Source organism: Pseudomonas guariconensis, from assembly GCF_015680235.1.
GTDB classification, from domain to species: Bacteria; Pseudomonadota; Gammaproteobacteria; order Pseudomonadales; family Pseudomonadaceae; genus Aquipseudomonas; species Aquipseudomonas guariconensis_A.
The window spans coordinates 162416-186824 of sequence record NZ_JADLJL010000001.1; the positions used below are offsets into that span (position 1 = coordinate 162416).

At 63.7% G+C, this 24409-nt stretch carries 16 protein-coding genes and 1 pseudogene; 9 read left to right on the top strand and 8 right to left on the bottom strand.

Annotated features, from left to right (window positions below):
* Positions 1-124: 124 nt before the first annotated feature.
* On the bottom strand, positions 125-2425 hold the full coding sequence (locus IRZ56_RS00700; RefSeq protein ID WP_196143360.1) for a fatty acid cis/trans isomerase: 2301 nt from the start codon (positions 2423-2425) through the stop codon (positions 125-127).
* Between the two features lie 175 nt (positions 2426-2600).
* On the opposite strand from IRZ56_RS00700, the gene metH reads away from it, so the two are divergent.
* Positions 2601-6308, top strand: a complete 3708-nt coding sequence (gene metH, locus IRZ56_RS00705; protein ID WP_196143142.1) for a methionine synthase — start codon at positions 2601-2603, stop codon at positions 6306-6308.
* Positions 6309-6532: 224 nt separating this feature from the next.
* The gene (locus tag IRZ56_RS00710; protein WP_196143143.1) at positions 6533-6751 is read left to right on the top strand and encodes a DUF2970 domain-containing protein; all 219 of its coding nucleotides are present in this window, start codon (positions 6533-6535) and stop codon (positions 6749-6751) included.
* A gap of 268 nt (positions 6752-7019) precedes the next feature.
* Here IRZ56_RS00710 and IRZ56_RS00715 read toward each other — a convergent pair whose 3' ends face one another.
* Positions 7020-8099 carry an ABC transporter substrate-binding protein gene (locus tag IRZ56_RS00715; protein ID WP_196143144.1) on the bottom strand — a complete coding sequence of 360 codons (1080 nt, stop codon included), beginning with the start codon at positions 8097-8099 and terminating at the stop codon, positions 7020-7022.
* 216 nt (positions 8100-8315) lie between these two features.
* On the opposite strand from IRZ56_RS00715, the gene IRZ56_RS00720 reads away from it, so the two are divergent.
* The 3 genes from IRZ56_RS00720 (at position 8316) to dkgB (ending at position 11493) form a co-directional block, all read left to right on the top strand.
* Positions 8316-9968 (top strand): nitrite/sulfite reductase, encoded by a 1653-nt coding sequence (locus tag IRZ56_RS00720; protein ID WP_196143145.1) that lies wholly within the window; start codon positions 8316-8318, stop codon positions 9966-9968.
* Positions 9952-10446, top strand: coding sequence for a DUF934 domain-containing protein (locus IRZ56_RS00725; RefSeq protein WP_196143146.1), 495 nt, complete (start codon positions 9952-9954; stop codon positions 10444-10446). Before IRZ56_RS00720 ends, IRZ56_RS00725 begins: the two co-directional genes overlap by 17 nt.
* Before the next feature lie 243 nt (positions 10447-10689).
* On the top strand, positions 10690-11493 hold the full coding sequence (gene dkgB, locus IRZ56_RS00730) for a 2,5-didehydrogluconate reductase DkgB (RefSeq protein ID WP_196143147.1): 804 nt from the start codon (positions 10690-10692) through the stop codon (positions 11491-11493).
* Positions 11494-11592: 99 nt separating this feature from the next.
* Here the strand turns inward: dkgB and IRZ56_RS00735 are convergent, their stop codons facing one another.
* The gene (locus IRZ56_RS00735; RefSeq protein ID WP_196143148.1) at positions 11593-12315 is read right to left on the bottom strand and encodes a FadR/GntR family transcriptional regulator; all 723 of its coding nucleotides are present in this window, start codon (positions 12313-12315) and stop codon (positions 11593-11595) included.
* Positions 12316-12610: 295 nt separating this feature from the next.
* Here IRZ56_RS00735 and IRZ56_RS00740 point away from each other — a divergent pair.
* Both IRZ56_RS00740 and gudD read left to right on the top strand, forming a co-directional pair.
* Positions 12611-13950 (top strand): annotated as a pseudogene (locus tag IRZ56_RS00740) (MFS transporter).
* Positions 13951-13969: 19 nt separating this feature from the next.
* Positions 13970-15340 (top strand): glucarate dehydratase, encoded by a 1371-nt coding sequence (gene gudD / locus IRZ56_RS00745; RefSeq protein ID WP_196143149.1) that lies wholly within the window; start codon positions 13970-13972, stop codon positions 15338-15340.
* A gap of 117 nt (positions 15341-15457) precedes the next feature.
* On the opposite strand, the gene IRZ56_RS00750 is transcribed toward gudD, so the two are convergent.
* The 5 genes from IRZ56_RS00750 to IRZ56_RS00770 are packed head-to-tail and all read right to left on the bottom strand — an operon-like array spanning position 15458 to position 21313.
* Positions 15458-16642 carry an acetyl-CoA C-acyltransferase gene (locus IRZ56_RS00750; RefSeq protein WP_196143150.1) on the bottom strand — a complete coding sequence of 395 codons (1185 nt, stop codon included), beginning with the start codon at positions 16640-16642 and terminating at the stop codon, positions 15458-15460.
* Positions 16643-16668: 26 nt separating this feature from the next.
* Positions 16669-17100, bottom strand: a complete 432-nt coding sequence (locus IRZ56_RS00755) for an acyl-CoA thioesterase (RefSeq protein ID WP_196143151.1) — start codon at positions 17098-17100, stop codon at positions 16669-16671.
* Entirely contained in the window at positions 17100-18263 is a 1164-nt protein-coding gene (locus tag IRZ56_RS00760) for an iron-containing alcohol dehydrogenase (RefSeq protein ID WP_196143152.1), read from the bottom strand. The genes IRZ56_RS00755 and IRZ56_RS00760 overlap by 1 nt, the downstream gene beginning before the upstream one ends.
* Before the next feature lie 36 nt (positions 18264-18299).
* Positions 18300-20078 carry an acyl-CoA dehydrogenase C-terminal domain-containing protein gene (locus IRZ56_RS00765; RefSeq protein ID WP_196143153.1) on the bottom strand — a complete coding sequence of 593 codons (1779 nt, stop codon included), beginning with the start codon at positions 20076-20078 and terminating at the stop codon, positions 18300-18302.
* Positions 20075-21313 (bottom strand): 3-hydroxyacyl-CoA dehydrogenase, encoded by a 1239-nt coding sequence (locus IRZ56_RS00770; protein WP_196143154.1) that lies wholly within the window; start codon positions 21311-21313, stop codon positions 20075-20077. Before IRZ56_RS00770 ends, IRZ56_RS00765 begins: the two co-directional genes overlap by 4 nt.
* A 77-nt stretch (positions 21314-21390) precedes the next feature.
* Here IRZ56_RS00770 and IRZ56_RS00775 point away from each other — a divergent pair, with 77 nt between their 5' ends.
* Together IRZ56_RS00775 and IRZ56_RS00780 are read left to right on the top strand one after the other, a co-directional pair.
* On the top strand, positions 21391-22308 hold the full coding sequence (locus tag IRZ56_RS00775; protein ID WP_196143155.1) for a LysR family transcriptional regulator: 918 nt from the start codon (positions 21391-21393) through the stop codon (positions 22306-22308).
* 134 nt (positions 22309-22442) lie between these two features.
* On the top strand, positions 22443-24404 hold the full coding sequence (locus tag IRZ56_RS00780; protein WP_196143156.1) for an alkyl/aryl-sulfatase: 1962 nt from the start codon (positions 22443-22445) through the stop codon (positions 24402-24404).
* Positions 24405-24409 lie beyond the last annotated feature (5 nt).

Below are 24409 nucleotides of genomic sequence, written 5' to 3' on the forward strand. Positions count from 1 at the left end.
GGGCAAGCTCGCCCCCACAGCCTTGTAGGAACGGGCTTGCCTCGCGATTGGGTTGCAACCGGAACCACCCAGGGGTCGGACCGCGGCAAACCGGGAAAGGTCAGGCGCCTTCCCCGGCAATCGATCAAAGGTTCTCGTAGCGGTTCATGTCCAGCACCCCCGCCTCCAACGGCTCGGTCTCCTTGATGAAGGTGTTCAGGTCATGGAAGTAGCGCCAGAACTGCGGGTGGCTGCGGCGCACGCCCCAGCGCTGGACGATCCGTTCGAACTTGGCGGTGTCGTCGCGGGCAGCTTCCATGTCTTCGACGAACTCCGGCACGTCCCGGGTAGGGATGTTGAAGATGAAGTTCGGGTAGCTGCTGAGCACGCCTGGGTACAGTGTCAAAGTATCCAGCCCCGGCTGGTAGCGGTAGGCCTCGCCCAGCAGGAAGGCCACATTGCTGTGGGCACGGTTGCGCAGCAGGCTGTAGACCTGGCGCTGGCCGCCCTGCCCTTCGATGCGCAGCATGGTCGCCTCGGGCAACTGGCCGATCACCTTGAGCCCTGCGGCCGGGCGCGATACCAAGCGGCTGAGGCTTTGCTCGGCATCCTGGAACTCGGCGGTCATCTGCGCACGCGAGCAATGGGCGCCCTGGCAACGGTTGATCGGGTCAGGGGCGGCATTGAGGCTGCCGGTACGCTGCAGCAGCTTGAGGCCGAAGTCTCGCTTGGGATGCCTGGCATCCAGGGCGAGACCGCTCGGGGTGCTGGTGTCGATGTCTTCGTAGTCGAGCCACATCTTTACCTTGCCGCTGTTCTGGTACCAGTCGCCGAGGATCTCGCCACGCTGGTCGGCCGGCATCAGGCGCAGGAAATTGACCTCGGCGCCATTGCGGATCAGGTCGAAGTACAGCCGTGTCTGCAATTGGTGCGAAACGTTGCCGAACACGTCGAAGTTCACCGCCAGTTGGTAATAGGTGCGCTCGAACAACGGGTAGTCGAACAGCCAGATGGTCAGCGGCACGTCACCGATCAGGCCCTTGCTCACCGCAGCGCTGTCGAAATGACGGAAGATGGTCAGCAACGCATTGTCGTTGCCGGCCCACAAGGTGGACCAGCTCGGTGCCGGCATTTCGGCGTAGGCTTCGCGGCGCAGCTTCTCGTACTCGTTGCGCTTGTCGCGGTAGGCGTGCCAGAGGCTCAGCACGCTACCCACATCGTCGATCTGTCCGGGCATGGCCAGCAGCGGCGTGGCCTCGCCGCGGTACTGGGCATCGGTGACATAGCGATCGTGCGCCGGCTCCTGGAACAGTGCCCAGAAGTTGTCGCGGATCACATCGGTGGCGATCTGCCCACGGCACACCGGGCCGCGGATGAAAGTGCGCACGAAGTACTCGGCGTTATCCAACATGAACTGGTAGCGGGCCACCGCTGGGATCGCCTCGAAGGTCTCGAAGGGGTTGGAGCGGTGGCGCGGGCCATAACCGGGCAAGGCCGTAGCGTGCCAGTCGCCGCTGTAGAACAGCTGCTTGACCCGCTTGAGCTTCTGCGGGCCCATTGGGTAGGTGATGTGGGTCTTGTGCACGATCACGCCCTGCACCGGGACCAGGCGATAGTAGAAGTCGGTGCCCGGAGGGTCGTTGGGGCGACGCGTGGCGATCAGGTCGACCGGCTGGCCGCTGGGCGTACGCGAACGCACCCATTGGAAGAAGTGGCCCGGCTCACCGCCGACGAAATGGATGTGCGCCAGGAACAGGTGCTCGTACAGCCAACGGCCGACGAGCGCCTCGGTAGAGCCGGGGCGGTTGAACAGCTCTTCCCATTCGGCGATTTGCCTGGCTTCGACCGGGCTGGGTTGGACCGGCTGGTATTCGACCGGCGCGCCGGCGGCCAGCCAGCGCTGCATGGTTTGGTACTCGGCGTCGGTCAGGCCGGTGACCGCCAGCGGCATGCCTTCCTTCGGGTGGGCGCCGGCATAGGCATCGAACTCATGGGGCAAGGGGCACATGTTGTTGCGGTTGAGCCCCAGGACGATGTCCTCGGGCAGCTTGGCATTGGGCGTGAGCGGGGTCTTGTGGCCCAGTTCGAGCATGCGCGCCATCAGCGCCGCCTGGCTGCCCTGCTTGTCGAGTACCGAATAGAAGCCCTTCTTGCGCCAAGCCTCCTCGCTGTGGGCATCGTAGAACAGGCGCGTGGTAGGCACGGCCTTGCTGCGCTCGCCTTGGTACACCGGGGTTTTGGAGGCCCCGCGCACCGCGCCCTCGGGCGCTTCCAGCTTGAGCTGGCAGGCGGCGTCGTTGCAAGCGTGGCAAGCCACGCATTTCTCGGTGAAGATCGGTTGGATGTCCCGGGTGTATGAAATCGCCGGGCTCGATTGGGAAGCTTGCCCGGACGCCACGCCGCTGATCAGCAGGGCGAAGGCGCCAGCAAGTAAACGATGCACCATGTGCCGAATGTCCTGGTTCTTGAAAGCCATCACGATTTGCCTGTCCGGTCCCTGGGTGCTTGCTACGTGCCCGTCAACATGAACGAAATTCATGCAAATGGCCAACACGTCTAAAATCCGTGCAGCTTTGTTATTATTCAGCACCTTCTGAATTTTGCCCGACCAGGTAGTTCCTATGTCCGACCGCAGCGCTCGTTTACAAGCACTCCAGCACGCACTCAAGGAGCGCATACTGATCCTCGACGGCGGCATGGGTACTATGATCCAAAGCTACCGTCTGGAGGAACACGACTATCGTGGCACGCGCTTCGCCGATTGGCCAAGCGACGTCAAGGGCAACAACGATTTGCTGTTGCTCACCCGCCCCGATGTCATCGCCTCGATCGAGAAGGCCTACCTCGACGCCGGTGCCGATATCCTCGAGACCAACACCTTCAACGCCACGCAAATCTCCCAGGCCGACTACGGCATGGAAGCGCTGGTGTACGAGCTCAACGTCGAAGGTGCACGCATCGCCCGCCAGGTCGCCGACGCCAAGACCCTGGAAACCCCGGACAAACCCCGCTTCGTCGCCGGCGTGCTCGGCCCGACCAGCCGCACCTGCTCGATCTCGCCGGACGTCAACGACCCGGGCTATCGTAACGTCACCTTCGACGAACTGGTGAAGAACTACACCGAGGCCACCCGTGGCCTGATCGAAGGCGGCGCCGACCTGCTGCTGATCGAGACCATCTTCGACACCCTCAACGCCAAGGCGGCGATCTTCGCCGTGCAGCAGGTGTTCGAGGAAGACGACGTCGAGCTGCCGATCATGATCTCCGGCACCATCACCGACGCCTCCGGTCGCACCTTGTCCGGGCAGACCACCGAGGCGTTCTGGAACTCGGTGCGCCACGCCAAGCCAATCTCGGTGGGCCTGAACTGCGCCCTCGGCGCCAAGGACCTGCGCCCGTACCTGGAAGAGCTGGCCACCAAGGCCGACACCCACGTCTCGGCCCACCCCAACGCCGGCCTGCCCAACGCCTTCGGCGAGTACGACGAAACCCCGGCGGAAATGGCCGCGGTGGTCGAGGAGTTCGCCGCCAGCGGCTTCCTCAACATCATCGGCGGCTGCTGCGGCACCACGCCGCCGCACATCCAGGCCATCGCCGAGGCCGTGGCCAAGTACAAGCCCCGTCAGATCCCGGACATTCCCAAGGCCTGCCGCCTGTCGGGCCTGGAGCCGTTCACCATCGATCGCCAGTCGCTGTTCGTCAACGTCGGTGAGCGCACCAACATCACAGGCTCCGCCAAGTTCGCCAGGCTGATCCGCGAGGAGAACTACACCGAAGCCCTGGAAGTCGCCCTGCAACAGGTCGAGGCCGGCGCCCAGGTGATCGACATCAACATGGACGAAGGCATGCTCGACTCGCAGGCTGCCATGGTCCGCTTTCTCAACCTGATCGCCGGCGAGCCGGACATCTCACGCGTGCCGATCATGATCGACTCCTCCAAGTGGGAAGTGATCGAGGCGGGCCTCAAGTGCATCCAGGGCAAGGGCATCGTCAACTCGATCTCCATGAAGGAAGGCGTCGAGCAGTTCAAGCATCATGCCCGCCTGTGCAAGCGCTACGGCGCCGCAGTGGTGGTGATGGCGTTCGACGAGGTCGGCCAGGCCGACACCGCCGCGCGCAAGAAGGAAATCTGCCAGCGCAGCTACGACATTCTGGTCAATGAAGTGGGCTTCCCGCCAGAAGACATCATCTTCGACCCGAACATCTTCGCCGTGGCCACCGGGATCGAGGAACACAACAACTACGCCGTGGACTTCATCGAAGCCTGCGCCTACATCCGCGAGCATCTGCCGTTCGCCTTGTCGAGCGGCGGTGTGTCCAACGTGTCGTTCTCCTTCCGTGGCAACAACCCGGTGCGCGAGGCGATCCACTCGGTGTTCCTTTACCACGCCATCAAGAACGGCCTGACCATGGGCATCGTCAACGCCGGCCAGCTGGAGATCTACGACGAGATCCCCGCCGCGCTGCGCGAAAAGGTCGAGGACGTGGTGCTCAACCGCACCCCGCACGGCACCGACGCCCTGCTTGCCATCGCCGACGACTACAAGGGCGGCGGCGCAGCCAAAGAAGTGGAAAACGAAGAATGGCGTGCCCTGCCGGTTGAAAAGCGCCTTGAGCACGCGCTGGTCAAGGGCATCACCGCCTTCATCGTCGAGGACACCGAGGAGTGCCGCCTGCAGTGCGCGCGCCCCATCGAGGTCATCGAGGGCCCGCTGATGAGCGGCATGAACGTGGTCGGCGACCTGTTCGGCGCAGGCAAGATGTTCCTGCCCCAGGTGGTCAAGTCCGCCCGGGTGATGAAGCAGGCCGTGGCCCACCTGATCCCCTTCATCGAGGCCGAGAAAGGCGACACCCCCGAGGCCAAGGGCAAGATCCTCATGGCCACGGTCAAGGGTGATGTGCACGACATCGGCAAGAACATCGTCGGCGTGGTGCTCGGTTGCAACGGCTATGACATCGTCGACCTGGGTGTGATGGTGCCGGCGGAAAAGATCCTGCAGACCGCACGCGAGCAGAACTGCGACATCATCGGCCTGTCCGGCCTGATCACCCCGTCGCTGGACGAGATGGTCCACGTTGCCCGCGAGATGCAGCGCCAAGGCTTCGACCTGCCGCTGATGATCGGCGGCGCTACCACCTCCAAGGCGCACACCGCCGTGAAGATCGAGCCCAAGTACAGCAACGATGCCGTGGTCTACGTCACCGATGCCTCGCGCGCGGTAGGCGTAGCCACCCAACTGCTGTCCAAGGAACTCAAGCCGGCCTTCGTCGAGAAGACCCGCCAGGAATACGTGGAAGTGCGCGAGCGCACCGCCAACCGCAGCGCCCGCACCGAACGCCTGGGCTACGACCAGGCCATCGCCGCCAAGCCGCAATACGACTGGGCCGGCTACACCCCGGCGGTGCCCTCCTTCACCGGCGTCAAGGTGCTGGACGACATCGACCTGCGCGTGTTGGCCGAATACATCGACTGGACGCCATTCTTCATTTCCTGGGACCTGGCCGGCAAGTTCCCGCGCATCCTCACCGACGAAGTGGTCGGCGAGGCCGCCACGGCGCTGTACAAGGACGCCCGCGAGATGCTCGACAAGCTGATCGACGAGAAGCTAATCAGCGCCCGGGCGGTGTTCGGCTTCTGGCCAGCCAACCAGGTCGCCCATGACGACATCGAGGTGTACGGCGACAGCGGCGAGAAGCTGGCCACCCTGCACCACCTGCGCCAGCAGACCATCAAGCCGGACGGCAAGCCCAACTTCTCCCTGGCCGACTTCGTCGCCCCCAAGGACAGCGGCCTGACCGACTACGTCGGTGGCTTCATCACCACCGCTGGCATCGGCGCCGAGGAAGTGGCCAAGGCCTACCAGGAGAAAGGCGACGACTACAACTCGATCATGGTCAAGGCCCTGGCCGACCGCCTCGCCGAAGCCTGCGCCGAATGGCTGCACGAGCAGGTGCGCAAGCAGTACTGGGGCTATGCCAAGGACGAGCAGCTGGACAACGAGGCGCTGATCAAGGAGCAGTACAGCGGCATCCGCCCTGCCCCGGGTTACCCGGCCTGCCCGGACCACACCGAGAAGGCCACGCTGTTCCGCCTGCTCGATGGCACGGCCATCGGCCAGACCGGCCCAAGCGGCGTGTACCTGACCGAGCATTTCGCCATGTTCCCCGCAGCGGCGGTCAGCGGCTGGTACTTCGCCCACCCACAGGCCCAGTACTTCGCCGTGGGCAAGGTCGACAAGGACCAGATCGAGCGCTACAGCGCGCGCAAGGGGCAGGACGTCAGCGTCAGCGAGCGCTGGCTGGCACCGAATCTGGGTTACGACAGCTGATCGCACACGGGGCTGCTTCGCAGCCCAATCGCGGGACAAGCCCGCTCCCACAGGGGGACCAGCGCAGCCCGGAAGGGCTGGGTGATCTCCCATAGAACAACGGATAACTTTTTGATTTTGCAGGTCCTTGTGGGAGCGGGCTTGTCCCGCGATTGGGGCTCAGCGAGCCCTTCCAAACACCGGTCTACACTGTCCCTGACTGCCTCTGTTTCCAGGAGCCCTTCATGGACGACAAAGACCCAGGCAAAGCCCCCACCTTCTGGCAGATGCTGCACAGCATCCTCGCCGCCGCCTTCGGCGTGCAAAGTGGCAAGAACCGCGCCCGCGACTTCACCCATGGCAAGGCTAGCCATTTCATCGCGCTCGGCACGTTGTTCACGCTGGTGTTCATCCTGGTGCTGATCGGCCTGGTGCAGTTGGCCCTACACCTCACCGCCCGCTGAAACGCAAGCCGCCCGCGGATGTCCCTTCCGCAGGCGGTTCTGGGTTTCACTCACGGTCTGAAGAAAACGGCGTTACTGGTGGCTGACCCAATACACGGCGGCCACAACGACGAGGATGATCAGGCAGAGGATCGCCCAGGCGTCGACACTGCTGTCAGCTTTGCGCAACTTGGTCGAGTTTCCCATTGCATTGCCTCTTGTAGTGGTTATGGGAATGCACTTCAACCAGCAGTTAAGACCAGCAATGCCCTTCCCTCAAGCAGGGTTTTCAATACTCGACGGGCGACGCCAAAAATGGGTAGCGAAAGTCGGCCGGGCGGCCCTGGGCGCTGTAACGGCGAAAATCGATGCCTAGGTCGTCCTGCTGTAGCAAGTCGAGCCAACGCCGCGCCTTGTCCTGGTCGATCGATTGCAACACCGGGATCCGATGCTCGCTCATCCCGTCACGGTTGATCGGCAGACCCTGGGCATCGTCGTGGAGCATGACCATGGCCCAGCCGCCCAAGGTGAAATGCCCGCCCATCAGCACCCCCAGGCGCCCTTCGATACGCGCGCGCAGGGCCTCGGGCGAGCCGTTGATGGCGCTGAAGATCACGTCCCGACCAGGAATCCGCCCCGCCTCCTCGAACGCCTTCATGGCACCGAAGGCCATCTCGTCGTTGGCCGCCCACACCAACTGCGTGTGCGGATAACGCGCCTGCAGCACCTGGGCCTGCTCATAGGCACGCCGGCGATTCCACCCCCCATAGACCACCTGGCGCAGGCGTACCTGGGGGAAATCGGCCAAGGCGCGGCGCATGCCCTGCTCGCGCAACTGCGATGCCGGCGTGTTCTTGACCCCGGAGAACGCCACCAGGTCCACCGGGCCGGTGCCAGGCGGCAACAACGCGACCATTTCGCGCAGCATCTGGTACCCGGCCTGCTCGTCATTGCCGGTCAACGTGCCGAGCAAGGGCGCGAACCTGCCCGGCTGGGCCTGGATGCTCTGCGCCTGGGCCTCGGTCAGGCCGTTGTTGACCAGGAACAGCTTGACGCCCAGGCCTTGGGACAGGCGGATGATTTCCGGGGCCAGATACTGCTCGTTGACCAGCACCAGGTAATCCGGTCGCCGAGGCCCGGCCAGCGCGGTCTTGGCCTGGGTCAAGGCCAGGTCCGTGCGCCGCTCGCTGTATTCGATCTGCAGCTCCATGCCCAACTCGTCGGCCGCCGCCTGCATGAAGCGCGAATAACCCACCCAGAACGTTTCGTTGGAATAGCCCGGGTTGAGGAACACCACGGAGGCCGCCTGTGCGCTCGCCGATGCCAGGGGCAGGCTCAGGCACAGGCTCCGGCACAAGGCCTTGAGCATGCGAATACATCCCTGCGAAGCAAACCTGGGATTATAAACAGACCCAGCGAGGACGGGAGGAAATGGCAGTCAGTCTCACTTAGTCCGATTGGTTCTTTTCATATGCAAAAACATCACTTTAGCGCATAAACACAACCTGATATCGTGCCTCGGCTCCGATGCGGAGTGCGCGGCCGTGCGCGCGAATAGCTGCCTGCAGCCTGAGACAGGACTTATATGTACGTATACGACGAGTACGACCAGCGGATCATCGAGGACCGCGTCAAGCAGTTCCGGGATCAGACCCGCCGCTACCTGGCCGGTGAGCTGAGCGAAGAAGAATTCCGCCCTCTGCGTCTGCAGAACGGCCTTTATATCCAGCGTTTCGCCCCGATGCTGCGGGTCGCCGTGCCGTACGGCCAGCTCAACGCCCGCCAGGTCCGCGTGCTGGCCAGGATCGCCCGCGACTACGACAAGGGCTACGCCCACATCAGTACCCGCCAGAACGTGCAGTACAACTGGCCGGCGCTGGAAGACATCCCGGATATCCTGGCAGAGCTCGCCACCGTGCAGATGCACGCGATCCAGACCAGCGGCAACTGCCTGCGCAACACCACCACCGACCAGTTCGCCGGCGTTGCCGCCGACGAAGTGATCGACCCGCGCCCATGGTGCGAGATCGTTCGCCAGTGGACCACCTTCCACCCGGAATTCGCCTACCTGCCGCGCAAGTTCAAGATCGCCATCAACGGCTCGAAGGAAGACCGCGCGGCCATCGAAGTGCACGACATCGGCCTGGAGCCTGTGTACAACGAGGCCGGCGAGCTGGGCTTCCGCGTCCTGGTCGGCGGCGGCCTGGGCCGTACCCCGGTGGTGGGCTCGTTCATCAATGAATTCCTGCCCTGGCAGGACCTGATCAGCTACCTCGATGCCATCCTGCGCGTGTACAACCGTTACGGCCGTCGTGACAACAAGTACAAGGCGCGGATCAAGATCCTGGTCAAGGCCCTGACCCCGGAAGTGTTCGCCGAGAAGGTCGAGGCCGAAATGGTCCACCTGCGCGGCGGCCCGACCACCCTCACCGAAGCGGAACTGCAGCGCGTCTCGCGCCACTTCGTCGACCCGGCCTACCTGGCCCTCGACAACGTCGACTACGCCCCGCTTGACCAGGACTACCCTGGCTTCGCCCGCTGGCGCGCGCGCAACACCCGCGCCCACAAGAAGCCTGGCTACGTCGCCGTCACCCTATCGCTCAAGCCTACCGGCGTCGCCCCGGGGGACATCAGCGACAAGCAGCTCGACGCCGTGGCCGACCTGGCCGAGCGTTACAGCTTCGGCTTCCTGCGCACTTCCCACGAGCAGAACATCATCCTTGCCGACGTCGAGCAGCGCCAGCTGCACGCCCTGTGGCTGGAGTTGCGCGAGCTGGGCTTCGCCACCCCGAACGTGGGCCTTCTGACCGACATCATCTGCTGCCCGGGCGGCGACTACTGCTCCCTGGCCAACGCCAAGTCGATTCCGATCGCCGAATCCATCCAGCGCCGCTTCGACGATCTGGACTACCTGTTCGACATCGGCGAAATCGACCTGAACATCTCCGGTTGCATGAACGCCTGCGGCCACCACCACGTCGGCCACATCGGCATCCTTGGCGTGGACAAGAAGGGCGAGGAGTTCTACCAGGTTTCCCTGGGCGGCAATGCCGCGCGCGATGCGAGCCTGGGCAAGATCCTCGGCCCGTCCTTCGCCCAGGACGAAATGGCCGACGTGATCGAGAAGCTGATCGACGTGTACGTGGAACAGCGTACCGAGGAAGAACGCTTCATCGACACCTACCAGCGCATCGGTATCGACCCTTTCAAGGAACGCGTCTATGCAGCGAATCATTAAGAACAACCAACTGGTCGACGAAACCTGGCACCTTCTGCCCAAGCAAACGTCGTTCGACGAGTTGACCAACTGCGACGACTACATCGTCCCGCTGCAGATGTGGCGTGACCATGCCCACGCGCTCAAGGCCCGAGACGGCGGCCTGGGCGTGTGGCTGGACAGCGACGAGGAAGCCGAGGAAATCGGTGACGACGTGCAGCACTTCCAGGTCATCGCCCTGAATTTCCCGGCATTCACCGACGGGCGCAACTACTCCAATGCGCGCCTGCTGCGTGACCGCTACAAGTTCAAGGGCGAGCTGCGCGCCATCGGCGATGTGCTGCGCGACCAGTTGTTCTACATGGCCCGCTGCGGCTTCGACGCCTTCGCCATCCGTGCCGACAAGGACCCGGAAGACGCGCTGCAAGGCCTGAAGGACTTCTCGGTGACCTACCAGGGCGCCACGGACGAGCCGCTGCCGCTGTTCCGTCGTCGCTGATCGCCACCCGCTGCATCGACCGGCCCGCCCTCAGGCGGGCCGTGTCGTTTCTGCATCGTGCAGACCCATTGCACAGGTTTCACTCACGAGCCACGGCATCATTCGTGACTCCAGCTCAAATGACCTTGACCCCTCGGCGTCTTAATCAATCCACGACAAACCCGCACACTGCTCTCAATTCGACCGATTCCATCCCTCAGGGCCCTGGATTCGATCCCTGTCATACTCACCAGGAGCAGATCAATGAGCATCCCTTCCTTCGGCCTCGGCACTTTCCGCCTCACCGGCCAGGCCGTCATCGACTCGGTCAAGTCCGCGCTCGAGCTGGGCTACCGCGTTATCGACACGGCGCAGATCTACGGCAACGAAACCGACATTGGGCAAGCCATCGCCCAGAGCGGCGTGCCACGTAGCGAACTGTTCATCACCACCAAGATCTGGGTCGACAACTATGCGGCCGACAAACTGATCCCGAGCCTGCGCGAAAGCCTGGCCAAGCTGCGCACCGACCATGTCGACCTGCTGCTGATCCACTGGCCGGCCCCGGGCAATGGCGTCGAACTTGGCGAGTACATGAGTGCACTGGCCGAAGCCAAGCAGCAAGGCCTGACCCGCCAGATCGGCGTATCCAACTTCAACATCGAGCTGACCCGCCAGGCCATCGAGGTGGTCGGCAAAGGCGAGATCGCCACCAACCAGATCGAACTCAGCCCGTACCTGCAGAATGCCAAGCTGACCGACTTCCTGAAGACGCAAGGCATCACGGTGACGTCCTATATGACCCTGGCGTACGGCAAGGTGCTCAAAGACCCCGTGCTGGCACAAATCGCCGCCAAGCACAAAGCCACCGTGGCGCAAGTCGCCCTGGCCTGGGCGATGCAGCTGGGCTATGCAGTCATCCCCTCCTCCACCAAGCCCGAGAACCTGGCCAGCAACCTGCTCGCCCGCGACCTGCGCCTGGACGACGAAGACATGGCACGTATCGCCACCCTCGAGCGCAATGGCCGCGAAGTCAGCCCTGACGGCCTGGCGCCGGCCTGGGACTGAACACACGCAACCGCGCTACAAACCCCAGGGCCGCCTCGCGGCCCATCGCGGCACAAGGCCGCTCCTACATCGGGCCGCGGTACCTGTAACCCCGCGCGTTCACCTCGCGTGCGCGACACTGCCGATATCAGGCAGCAACCGGTCCCGACTGTTGGCCAGGTGCAGCCAGATGGCGGCCCTCGCGGCATCGGGGTCTTGCCGGCGAATCGCATTGAGGATCGCCTCGTGCTCCAGGTTGGCAAGGTAGGCATGCCGGGCCAGGTTGGCGCCGGCTCGTTCGGCCGGATCGATGCGATCGCGCGGGATCATCGCCCGTCCCAGCTGGTTCATCACCTCGGTGAAGTAGACATTTCCCGTGGCCTCGGCGATCAACAGGTGAAAACGCCGGTCGGCCTCGATGCAGCTGTCGCCCGCGGCAGCCAGGTCCTGGTAGTCATCCAGCGCCTGACGCATGCGCCGCATCTGCTCATCGGTACGGCGCAACGCCGCCAAGGCGGCGGCCTGGCCTTCGATGCCGATCCTCAACTCCAGCACCTGGCGCACTCCCACAGCGGTCTCGATTCCCAGGTGCAGGCCTGCCTGGCGCTGCCGCTCGAGGACGAAGGTCCCCACGCCATGGCGCGTCTCCACCAGGCCTGAGGCCTGCAGCTTGGACAGCGCCTCGCGTACCACCGTACGACTGACACCCTGCTCACGCACGATGCTGCTTTCCGAAGGCAGCTTGTCGCCCGGCTTGAAGATGCCCAGGAGGATGCGTTGGGTTAAGTCGGAAACCAGGTCATGGGCGCGCGTATGGCTGCGCTTGCGTGGCTGTGATGCCATGTGTATCTCCGCACGAGGGAATGTCGATAGCGCGAAGTCTAACAAGCCAACTTGTATGACAACAGTATATTTTTGGTTCGCACTGGTCTTTTTGCAGCACTTATAAAATTACCAGTTAAGCGAATATAGCTACATAATTGGCGTAATTACCTCCTTTCTGTCAGTTGTATTTTGATTTTTTCCGTGAAAATTCTACTTGTCGTACAACAAGGTCCGCTCCTATGATTGACCTCGACATGTCATACAAGCTATTCAAATCCAACCCCGCACAAAAACAACTAGTGGGAGATCGGTCATGCACCAGCTCGTAGAGCCGGCCGCCGAGGACGACGTTCTCGGCCGTGCGGTAGCCAAGGTCAAGCGCCATGTGCTGCCCCTGTTCGTCATCATGTTCATCGTCAACTACATCGACCGGGTGAACATCGGCTTCGTCCGCCCACACATCGAAAGTGACCTGGGAATCGGCGCGGCCGCCTATGGCCTGGGTGCCGGCCTGTTCTTCATCGGCTACGCCCTGTTCGAAGTGCCGTCCAACATCCTGCTGCAGCGGGTCGGCGCACGCCTGTGGCTGACCCGCATCATGCTGACCTGGGGTCTGGTGCCAGCGCCACCGCCTTCATGCAGAACGAAACCCAGTTCTACATCCTGCGCTTCTTGCTGGGGGTCGCCGAGGCCGGCTTCTTTCCTGGCGTCATCTATTACTTCACGCGCTGGCTGCCGGCAGGTGAACGCGGCAAGGCCATCGCCATCTTCCTCAGTGGCTCGGCCGCCGCGTCGCTGATCTCCGGTCCACTGGCCGGTGCCTTGATGCAAATCCAAGGCCTTGGTCTGCACGGTTGGCAATGGATGCTGTTCATCGAAGGCATGGTCTCGGTGTTGCTGTGCTTTGCCGTATGGTTCTGGCTGGATTCCACCCCTGCCGATGCGAAATGGCTGAGCACCGAGGAAAAGCACGCGCTCACACAGGCCATCGAACGCGAGCAACAGGAGCGCGAAGCCATGAGCGGCCCACGGCCGTCGCTGTGGAACCTGCTGCGTGACCGCCAGATCGTGCTGTTCTGCGTGATCTACTTCTGCATCCAGCTGACCATCTACGCCGCCACCTTCTGGCTGCCGAGCATCATCAAGGCCATGGGTGGCCTGAGCGACATGCAGGTGGGGCTTCTCAATTCGATCCCCTGGCTGATCGCGATCATCGCCATGTACGCCTTCGCAGCCATGGCCGCGCGCTGGAAGTTCCAGCAAGCCTGGGTCGCAGCAGCGTTGCTGATCGCAGGCTTGGGTATGTTCCTGTCCACCACCGCCGGACCGGTATTCGCCTTCATCGCCGTGTGCTTTGCCGCCATCGGTTTCAAGTCGGCCTCCTCGCTGTTCTGGCCGATCCCACAGGCCTACCTGGATGCCCGCATCGCCGCAGCAGTGATCGCCCTGATCAACTCCCTGGGCAACCTCGGCGGGTTCGTTGCACCGGCCACCTTCGGCGCCCTGGAACAGCAGACCGGCTCGATCCAAGGAGGTCTCTATGCCCTGGCGGCGACGTCGATCCTGGCAGCGATCCTGGTCTTCTTCGTACGGACCCGCCCTAAAAGCGCAGACGCCCCCAACTCCCACTCGGCCCTGAGCCAAAGCCACTGAAACCTGCAGGTACGCTTAGATGAACATCCAGACTTCCCCGCATCACGCCACACAGTCGCTCGACAAGGGCACGCCGGTGGTCACCGAGCTGCGCGTCATCCCGGTGGCTGGCCATGACAGCATGCTGCTCAACCTCAGCGGCGCCCACGGGCCGTACTTCACCCGCAACGTGGTGGTGCTGCGCGACAGCGCCGGCAACACCGGCCTGGGTGAAGTGCCCGGCGGCGAACGCATCCGCCAGACCCTCGAAGACGCCCGCGCCCTGGTGATCGGCCAGCCTATCGGCCACTACCAGCGCGTGCTCAACGCCATGCGCCAGACCTTCGCCAGCCGCGACGCCGCCGGCCGTGGCCTGCAGACCTTCGACCTGCGCATCACGGTGCACGCCGTGACGGCCATGGAGTCGGCCCTGCTCGACCTGCTCGGCCAACACCTGGGCGTGCCCATGGCCGCCCTGCTCGGCGAAGGCCAGCAGCGCGATGCCGTGAAGATGCTCGGCTACCTCTTCTATATCGGCGATCGCAACGACACCACCTTGGCCTACCGCAGCGAACCAGATGCCGACAATGAATGGTTCGCCGTGCGCCACGAACGCGCCTTGACGCCCGAGGCCGTGGTTCGCCTGGCCGAGGCCGCCCACGCCCGCTACGGTTTCAGCGACTTCAAGCTCAAGGGCGGCGTACTGCGCGGCGAGGAGGAAATGGAAGCGGTGACCGCCCTGGCCGAACGCTTCCCCGACGCACGCATCACCCTGGACCCCAATGGCGCCTGGTCACTCAAGCAGGCCATTGCCCTGTGCCGTGACAAGCATCAGGTGCTGGCGTACGCCGAGGATCCGTGCGGCGCCGAGAATGGCTACTCAGGCCGCGAAGTGATGGCCGAGTTCCGCCGCGCCACCGGCCTGCCCACCGCCACCAACATGATCGCCACGGACTGGCGTGAGATGGGCCACGCCATCCAGTTGCAATCGGTGGACATTCCCCTGGCCGACCCGCACTTCTGGACGCTGCAGGGCTCGGTACGGGTCGCCCAGATGTGCCATGACTGGGGCCTGACCTGGGGTTCGCATTCGAACAACCACTTCGACATCTCGCTGGCGATGTTCACCCAGGTGGCCGCTGCCGCTCCAGGTGACATCACCGCCATCGATACCCACTGGATCTGGCAGGACGGCCAACGCCTGACCCGTGAGCCACTGAAGATCGTCGATGGTTTCGTCAAGGTGCCACAGCGTCCGGGGCTGGGCATCGAACTGGATGAAGACCAGTTGGCCAAGGCCCATGAATGCTATCGCCAGATGGGCCTGGGCGCGCGCGACGACAGCGTCGCCATGCAGTTCCTCATCCCCGGCTGGACCTTCGACAACAAGCGCCCCTGCCTGGTGCGCTGAGCCTGTCCCGGCTGCCCGGCCAACAGCCGGGCAGCCTTTCCATGCCAGCTTTCACGGCACGTCCCGGGCGTAGCTGCGCCCCTGCCCTGAACCCTTCTGGGCCTGGCAATATCCCTGTCACAACACTTCGAACAATCCCGCAGCCCCCATCCCGCCGCCCACGCACATCGTCACCACGACGAACTTGACCCCGCGCCGCTTTCCTTCCAGCAGTGCATGCCCCACCATCCGCGCCCCACTCATGCCATAGGGATGCCCAATGGCGATGGCGCCGCCGTTGACGTTCAACTTCGCCGGGTCGATCCCCAAGCGCTGGGCGCAGTACAAGACCTGACAGGCAAAAGCTTCATTGAGCTCCCACAAGCCAATATCGTCCACCGTGAGGCCGTGTTGGCGGAGCAGCTTGGGCACCGCCAGCACAGGCCCGATCCCCATTTCCTCCGGCGCCAGCCCTGCCACTGCAATCCCGCGATAAAGACCCAATGGCGCCTGCGCCCGGCGCGCAGCGGCAGTGCCCTCCATCAATACACAGGCGCTGGCACCATCGGAAAGCTGGCTGGCGTTGCCGGCCGTCACGCAGCCGCCTTCGAGTACCGGCTTGAGGGCCTGTAGGTCAGCGAACGTAGTGGTGGGCCTGTTACCTTCATCCCGTGCAAGGCACACGTCCTGATAGCTGACCGCCCCGCTCGCTTTGTCGACCACCTTGCAGCGCGTGGTGACCGGCACGATTTCCTCATCGAACAGGCCAGCCACCTGGGCAGCCGATGTTCGCTGCTGGGATTGCACGGCATAGGCATCCTGCGCATCGCGGCTGATGCCATAACGGCGTGCGACAAGCTCGGCGGTCTGCAGCATGGGCATGTAGGCATGTTCGCTCATGCGCAATACATTGCCATCCTGGGCTTGGCTCGCCAGTCGATTGTGGGCCTCCTGGACCAGGCTGATCTGCTCCTGCCCCGCACCAATGACCACTTCCATGCCATCGACCATGATCTGCTTGGCAGCGATGGCGATGGCCATCAAACCCGACGCACATTGACGGTCGATGGTCTGCCCGCTCACCGACACCGGCAAGCCCGCCGCCAGGGCCGAAAGGCGCGCCGGGTTGATCGCAGCGGTACCGCTCTGCATCGCGGTGCCCAGCACCAGGTCCTCGATCTGCTGGGCTTCGATACCAGCCCGCTCGACGGCGGCACGGATGGCGATGGCAGTCATGCTGGGTGTCTTGAGGGTATTGAATGCGCCTCGCATGGCCTTGGCGATCGGTGTGCGAGCAGTTGAAACGATAACCGCATCTTTCATGGTTCGGCTTCCTCGTGAAATAAGCATCAATCCTGCAGCAGATCGCTCAATACCTGGCGTAAACGGCTGGGTATCGGCGTGGGGCGACGGCTATCGCGGTCGACGAAGACATGCACGAAATTGCCGGTGGCACAGGCTTGCTCATGCGCCTCGCGGAACACCGCAAGCTGGTAATGCACCGAGCTGTTACCCAACCGGCTGATCGCCAGGCCGACCTCGATGGGCTGGGGGAACGCGACCGAGGCGTGGTATTGGCAGTTGGAGCTGACCACCAGGGCAATCACCGGCCCGGCGTGGATGTCCAGGCCTGCATGCTCGACCAGCAGGCGGTTCACCGCACTGTCGAAGAAACCGTAATAAATGACGTTGTTCACATGGCCATAGAGGTCGTTGTCGTGCCAACGGGTGGTGATGGTGGTGAAGTGCCGATAGCGCTGACGCTGCCTGGTTTCATCCATCAGTAAGCCGCCTCGTAGATGGTCAGAGCATCGGCGGCGGTGACTTCACGTGGGTTATTCACCAGCAGCCGTTGTTGGCGCATGGCATCCTCGGCCAATTGACCGAGGCTGTGCCTGGGGACCGCGACATCCCGCAAGCGCCCGGGCAGCCCGCACCGTGGCCCAAGCTCAGCCAGCTCCGCGACGAACTGCTCGCTCTGACAATGGCGGTCACCAGCACGCAGGCGTTCCCCCAACAGGGCCGGCGCCAACTCGGCATAGTCAGCTGCCGCCACCGGCAAGTTGAAACGCAGCACATGTGGCAGTACCAAGGCATTGGACAGACCATGGGGAATATGGAAATGCCCGCCCAGCGGGTAGGCCAACGCGTGCACGGCTGCCACCGGTGCATTGGCGAACGCCTGCCCGGCCAGGCAGGCCCCCAGCAGCATGGCCTGACGCGCCTGAAGGTTACCGCCGTTGTACACCGCCTGGTCGAGATTGCTGGCCAACAACCGCAGCGCCTCACGGGCCAGCAGGCTGGACAGCGGGTTGCGCTTGAGCTTGCTGGTGTAGGCCTCGATCGCATGGACCATGGCGTCGATCCCCGTCGCCGCCGTTACGGCGGCGGGCAGGCCCAAGGTGCAGTCGGCATCGAGCAACGCCAGGTCCGGCAACAGCAACGGCGAAACCACGCCCATCTTGACATTGCCAGCGGTGGTCACGATGGCGATCGGTGTCACCTCCGAGCCAGTACCGGCTGTGGTGGGTATTTGTATCAGCGGCAAGCGTTGGCCCTTGGCCTGATCGACACCGTACAGCGCTTCGAGCGGCTGACGGCTCTCGGGATGCGCCAGCAGGGCGACCAGCTTGGCGACATCCATGGAGCTGCCGCCGCCGAAGCCAACGATCAGGTCGGCACCGATATGCCGTGCACGCTTCACCGCGGCGAGCACGCAAGCCTGGCCGGGGTCGGCCGCGACTTCCGTGAAAATCGCTACACCCACCTGCGCGGCCGTGAAGCCGGGCAACAGGTCGTCGAGCATGCCCAGGCGGGCAATGCCCGGGTCGGTGACGATCAGCACGCGGCGCGCGCCGCGCTCACGGCACAGGCTGGCCAGACGTCGCACGGCCCCGGCCTCGCTGAGAATCTGGCCAGCGGTAGCAAAACTGAACGGCTGCATGTCGGTTGCTCCTTGTTCCAGTAGAGGCAGGGGTGCTCAGAAAGCGAAATCGCTCTCGGGGATCGTCATCAGGCAGCCCGCGCCGCCCAACAACGCTTCTCGGTGGGCAGTGGCACGAGGCAATATCCGGCGCCAATAGAACTCGGCAGCCTGCAGCTTGGCCTGGTAGAACGCAGCTTCGTCGCTACCCTGCGTCAACGCGGTATCGGCATGCCTGGCCGCTTGCAGCCAGAAGGCCGCCAGCAGGACGTAGCCCGAGTAGGCGAGGAAGTCCACCGAGACGGCGCCGATTTCCTCGGGGTCGTGCTGGCAGCGTTCGATGACGCGCTCGCCCAGCACACGCCATTCATCGAGGCGCTGGCTGACTGCGGCGCCCATGGCCTGCAACGAGGCCTGGGCTCCCGCTGCATCGGCGTGCAGGGCAAGCTCGTCGATCAACCCGTTGAGCTCGGCACCGCCATCACCGATCAGTTTGCGCCGCACCAGGTCCAGTGCCTGGATACCGTTGGTGCCTTCATAGAGTTGGGTGATGCGACTGTCGCGCATCAACTGCTCCATGCCCCACTCACGGATATACCCGTGCCCGCCATGTATCTGTACACCCAGGCTTGCCACTTCCTGGCCGACATCGGTGAAGAATGCCTTGACGACAGGAATGAGCAAGGCAGCACGGCGACCGGCCTGGTGGCGCTCATGAGGGTGCGGCGCACCCTGTTCCAGGTCCAACTGGCGTGCGGTATAGGTTGCCAACATGCGGCAACCTTCGGTCAGCGTCTTCTGGGTCAGCAGCATGCGCCGCACATCGGGGTGGACTATGATCGGATCAGCAGCCTTTTCAGGCGCCACGGCACCGCTCAGCGATCGCGATTGCAAACGCTCGCGCGCGTAGGCCAAGCCTCCCTGGAAGGCCGCTTCGGCGATACCAAGACCCTGCAGGCCAACCTGGAAACGCGCATCGTTCATCATCGTGAACATGCAGGCCAACCCTTGGTTGGCTTCCCCCACCAACCAGCCTTGGGCACCGTCGAAATTCATCACACAGGTCGAAGCGCCCTTGATGCCCATCTTGTGCTCAAGAGCACCGCAACCCAGGGCATTGCCAAGGCCAGTGTCGGGCAAGACCTTGGGCACCAGGAACAGGCTTATGCCCTTCACCCCGGCCGGCGCATCGGGCAGGCGGGCCAGGACCAGATGGACGATGTTGTCCGTCAGGTCCTGGTCGCCGCCGCTGATGAAAATCTTGCTGCCGATGATGCTGTAACTGCCATCGGCCCGTGGCTCTGCCCGGGTGCGCAACAAAGCCAGATCGGTGCCGGCCTGGGGTTCGGTCAGACACATGGTGCCGGTCCATTCACCGCTGACCAGCTTGCCCAACCATGTGTGCTTCAGTGCTTCGCTGCCATGGCGATGCAGCGCCAACACAGCGCCTTCGGTCAGCCCCGAATAGATGCGAAAGGACAGCGACGCGGCCATCAGCATCTCGTGGAAGCAGGCCGCGACCATCTGCGGCAAGGCCTGGCCACCGTATGCTTGTGGCCCGGTCATGCCCGCCCAGCCGTTATCCACGTATTGTCGGTAGGCTTCCCGGAAGCCATCCGGCGTGCGGACCTGGCCGTCCTGCAGGCTGCACCCTTGCTCGTCGCTGTCGCGATTGAGCGGGGCGACCACCTCACCGGCAAAACGCGCGGCCTCTTCCAGCACGTCATCGAGGGTATCGCGATCCAGCCCGGTGCCCAGGAATTGGCAGTGCTGGGTGACATCGAACAGTTCGTGCAGCACGAAACGCATCTCGCGCAAAGGCGCCCGATAATTCATACCCGGCCCTCCTGCACATCGGCCAAGCGCTTGCCACCGGCCACCAACGGGTAGAACAACGCCGCGGGTCGCCAATGCTCGCCCAACACACCTTGCAAGCGCTCCAGGCGCCCGAGGATACTCGCGACACCTTGCGCATCCGCCCAGCTCATCGGCCCGCCGGCCTGGGCGGGGAACCCGTAGCCATTGAGCCAGACCTGGTCGATGTCATGGGCGTTGGTGGCGATGGTTTCCTCGAGGATCTTCGCCCCCTCGTTGACCAGCGCCAACAGGCAGCGCTCCAGAATCTCCTGCTCATCGATGTCTCGGCGGCGGTAGCCGAGCTCGTGTGAAACCTCGAGCACCAAGGCATCGACCTGAGGATCGTGTTCGGCCTCGCGGCTGCCGGGGGCATAACGGTAATAACCTTTCCCGGCTTTCTGGCCCAGACGGCCAAGCGCGCACAGTGCGTTGTCCACCTGCACCAACGGCGACTCCATGCCCTGCCCTGCCAGTTGGCGAGCACGCCACTCAAGGTCGATGCCGACCACGTCGTACATCCGGAACGGTCCCATGGCGAAGCCGAACCTCTGAAGGGCTTCATCGATCTGGTGCGCCAAGGCGCCTTCAAGCAGCAACTTGCGCGCTTCGGCGACATAGGTGCGCAACATACGGTTGCCGATGAAACCCGGGCAATTGCCCGCTACCACCGCCACCTTGCCAAGGCGTGCTGCCAGTGCCTGGCTCACCTCCAGCACCTCGTTGGCGGTCTGTTCGCCACGCACGATTTCCAGCAGTTTCATGACGTGCGCCGGGCTGAAGAAATGCAGCCCAAGCACCTGGGAAGCGCGGGCCGTGACGGCAGCGATGGCGTCGATGTCCAGCGCCGATGTATTGCTGGCCAGAATCGCCTGTGGCTTGAGATGAGCGTCCAGCGCGCGGAAGATCTCCTGTTTGAGCGCAAGGCTCTCGTACACGGCCTCGATCACCAGGTCGGCGTGGGACAAGGCTGCGTAACCGTCTACTGCCTGCACCCGTGCAAGGTTGGCATCGGCCTGGGCCTGGGTGATGCGCTGGCGGTCGACCTGCCGAGCCCAAGTCTGGCTAACCATCGCCAGGCCAGCCTCCAGTGTCGCAGCATTGCTTTCCAGCCACAGCACGGGCAGCCCCGCACTGGCGAGGCTGACGACGATGCCGCGACCCATGGTGCCAGCACCGATTACGGCGACTTGCTGAATGTCGAAGGGGGTACTCACGCGCGCTGCTCCTGCTGCTCAAAGGGACAGCCGTCACCCTATGCAGGTCGCAAGTATTTTTGAAATTTCATTTTCATATGCCATATATTTTCCATATGAATAATATGAACTTCGATCTGAACCTGCTTCGTATCTTCGACATGTTGCTGCGTGAGCAGAATGTGTCGCGCGCGGCCGAGCGCCTGGCGCTGACCCAGCCTACGGTGAGCAACGCTCTGGCCCGCCTGCGCACGCTGCTGGGCGACCCGCTGTTGGTGCGCGTCGGCCGGCGTATGCGCCCGACACCTCGGGCATTGGCGTTGGAAGCACCGATACGGGCAGCCCTGCAGCAGATCGAACAAACGCTCTCGACCGCGGAGGCGTTCGACCCCTTGCGCAGCCACCAGCAGTTGCGCATCGCCCTCACGGACTTCGTCGAGCAGTTGTGCATGCCCACATTGCTCGCCCGTCTGCAGACGCTGGCACCGCATGTGCGCATCGACGTCCTGCACCTGGCTCCACACCTGCCGGCCGAAGCGCTGGATCGAGGTGAACTGGATCTGGTATTGGGCCGCTTCGACGAAGTGCCGGCCCGTTTCAGCCGCCACCATTGGCGCAGCGAGACCTTGCAAGTGGCGGTACGCCAGGCACATCCGATGCTCGACGGGCCCCTTGACCTCGAGCGCTTCCTTGACCTGCGCCACCTATGGGTGCATGGCGGCCAGACGCGTGGCATGGTTGACCAATGGCTGGCCGAACAGGGCCTGGCGCGGCGGATCGTCTATACCACGCCCAACTATCTGCAAGCCGCGCACCTGGCGGCCAGCACCGACCTTTGCGTCGTGCTGCCGACCCAACTGGCACGGCAGTTCGCCACGCTGTTGCCCTTGGCGTTGTATGACTTACCGTTCGCGCTGGAGCCTTTCGCCCTCGAGCTGGTCCACCTCACCCACCGTCAGCATGACCCGGCCCTGGCCTGGCTGGTGGAGCAGATCCTTGCGATCGCACCGGGCTGATCCATCGCAAAGCACGATGGTCGCCATGCCGCTCTGGTATTGGCTGTGGCTTGATCGGCTCCCTACAGTGGGACGCCGCCCGGGTCGACGAACCGGGTGACGACGGTCACTCCAACAAGAAAAAGGACTCCCCGATGCGCCTCCCTCCGTCTTTGCTTGCGCTTGCCCTGATGACACCGCTGGCAAGCTTCGCCACCACGCCCGCCAAGGATGCCACGGCCTTTACTTTGCAGAACAACCAGCAGTGGTTGCAGCGCTTGCCGTTCGCCGACCGGGGAGACTTCGAGTCCGCCGAACGCGGCCTGGTGGAGCGCTATGACGGCGTCATCGGCAATGCCGAAGGCAAGACGGTCTGGGATATGGGCCAGTACGCGTTCCTGAACCCAGGCGCGGCGCCCGCGACCGTCAACCCCAGCCTGTGGCGCATGGCCCAGCTCAATCGCATCGCCGGCTTGTTCCAGGTCACCGAAGGCATCTACCAGATCCGCGGCCTGGATTTGGCCAACATGACCATCATCGAGGGCAACACCGGCCTGATCGTGCTCGATCCGCTGCTGTCGGTGGAGACCGCCAAGGCCGGCATGGCGCTGTACTTCAAGCACCGCCCGCGCAAGCCGGTCACGACCGTGATCTACACCCACCCGCACGTGGATCACTTCGGTGGTGTGCGCGGGGTGATCGACGAGGCGGACGTCAAGGCAGGCAAAGTCCAGGTGATAGCCCCACAAGGTTTCTTCGAGCATGCCATCGGCGAGAACGTCCTGGCGGGCCCGGCCATGAAGCGCCGCGCCCAATACATGTACGGCGCAGGGCTCCCGCGAGGCGAGCGCGGCCAGGTGGATGCAGGTCTGGGCAAGGGTGTACCGGCCAATGCCACGGTCAGCCTGATCGCCCCGACCCGGGAGATCAGCCAACCGCTGGAACACTTGACCCTCGACGGTGTCGAGGTCGAATTCCAGCTCACCCCCGGTACCGAGGCGCCGGCAGAGATGAACCTGTATTTCCCGCGCTTCAAGGCCCTGTGCATGGCCGAGAATGCCACCCATGTGCAGCACAATGTGCTCACCCTGCGCGGCGCTCTGGTGCGCGACCCAAAGATCTGGGCGCACTACCTGGACCAGTCACTGGTGCGCTATGGCGACAAGGCCGAGGTCGTCTTCGCCCAGCACCATTGGCCCACCTGGGGTGGTCCGGCCATCCGCGAATACCTGGCCGACCAGCGCGACATGTACGCCTTCATCGACAGCCAGACCCTGCGCCTGATCAACCAGGGCCTGACGCCCATGGAGATCGCCGACACATTGACCTCCTTGCCACCACGGCTGGCCGCCAAATGGTACAGCCGCGACTACTACGGCTCGCTCAGTCATAACGTGCGCGCCGTCTATCAGCGCTACATGGGCTTTTACGATGGCAACCCGGCGAACCTGAACCCCTTGCCCCCACAAGCGGCCGGGGCTCGCTATGTCGCGGCAATGGGCGGTAGCGAGCAGGTACTGCGTCAGGCGCGCAAGGCCTTCGGTGAGGGCGACTATCGCTGGGTTGCCCAGTTGACCAATCACCTGGTCTTCGCCGAGCCCGACAACAGCGAGGCCCGTGAACTCCAAGCCGACGCCCTGGAACAGTTGGGCTACCAGAGCGAGAATGCCACCTGGCGCAACGCCTACCTCAGCGGTGCCCAGGAGCTGCGTGGCGGCGTTGCCGCCACTACCGGTGGTCGTGGCAACGCCGATGACATGGTGCGCGCCCTGACGCCAACGCTGTTCTTCGATTATTTGGGGGTGCGTGTGAATGCCCTGAGCGCGGCGGACAATGACCTGACCATCAACTGGCGATTCACCGACCTGGACGAGGATTACGCCCTGACCCTGCGCAATGGCGTGCTCACTCACCGAGACCTGGCCCGACACGCCCAGGCAGATGTCGAAGTCACCATGAGCAAGGCCACGCTGGACCGGATTGCGTTGAAGCAGACCGGTTTTCTCAAGGAGGCGACGCTGGGCGACATCACGATCAAAGGTGAGCGCCTGAAGTTCCTGCGCTTGATGGGTGGGCTGGAAGAAGCCGATGCCCGCTTCAACATAGTGACGCCCTGAATGCT

What these genes read in the sequence shown, in the direction of transcription:
- IRZ56_RS00755 (WP_196143151.1), bottom strand. Translation starts at nt 17,100, where the DNA reads ATGGATGAAACCAGGCAGCGTCAGCGCTATCGGCACTTCACCACCATC.
- IRZ56_RS00750 (WP_196143150.1), bottom strand. Translation starts at nt 16,642, where the DNA reads ATGAAAGATGCGGTTATCGTTTCAACTGCTCGCACACCGATCGCCAAG.
- dkgB (WP_196143147.1), top strand. Translation starts at nt 10,690, where the DNA reads ATGAGCATCCCTTCCTTCGGCCTCGGCACTTTCCGCCTCACCGGCCAG.
- gudD (WP_196143149.1), top strand. Translation starts at nt 13,970, where the DNA reads ATGAACATCCAGACTTCCCCGCATCACGCCACACAGTCGCTCGACAAG.
- IRZ56_RS00735 (WP_196143148.1), bottom strand. Translation starts at nt 12,315, where the DNA reads ATGGCATCACAGCCACGCAAGCGCAGCCATACGCGCGCCCATGACCTG.
- metH (WP_196143142.1), top strand. Translation starts at nt 2,601, where the DNA reads ATGTCCGACCGCAGCGCTCGTTTACAAGCACTCCAGCACGCACTCAAG.
- IRZ56_RS00760 (WP_196143152.1), bottom strand. Translation starts at nt 18,263, where the DNA reads ATGCAGCCGTTCAGTTTTGCTACCGCTGGCCAGATTCTCAGCGAGGCC.
- IRZ56_RS00700 (WP_196143360.1), bottom strand. Translation starts at nt 2,425, where the DNA reads ATGGTGCATCGTTTACTTGCTGGCGCCTTCGCCCTGCTGATCAGCGGC.
- IRZ56_RS00710 (WP_196143143.1), top strand. Translation starts at nt 6,533, where the DNA reads ATGGACGACAAAGACCCAGGCAAAGCCCCCACCTTCTGGCAGATGCTG.
- IRZ56_RS00775 (WP_196143155.1), top strand. Translation starts at nt 21,391, where the DNA reads ATGCCATATATTTTCCATATGAATAATATGAACTTCGATCTGAACCTG.
- IRZ56_RS00720 (WP_196143145.1), top strand. Translation starts at nt 8,316, where the DNA reads ATGTACGTATACGACGAGTACGACCAGCGGATCATCGAGGACCGCGTC.
- IRZ56_RS00715 (WP_196143144.1), bottom strand. Translation starts at nt 8,099, where the DNA reads ATGCTCAAGGCCTTGTGCCGGAGCCTGTGCCTGAGCCTGCCCCTGGCA.
- IRZ56_RS00780 (WP_196143156.1), top strand. Translation starts at nt 22,443, where the DNA reads ATGCGCCTCCCTCCGTCTTTGCTTGCGCTTGCCCTGATGACACCGCTG.
- IRZ56_RS00765 (WP_196143153.1), bottom strand. Translation starts at nt 20,078, where the DNA reads ATGAATTATCGGGCGCCTTTGCGCGAGATGCGTTTCGTGCTGCACGAA.
- IRZ56_RS00725 (WP_196143146.1), top strand. Translation starts at nt 9,952, where the DNA reads ATGCAGCGAATCATTAAGAACAACCAACTGGTCGACGAAACCTGGCAC.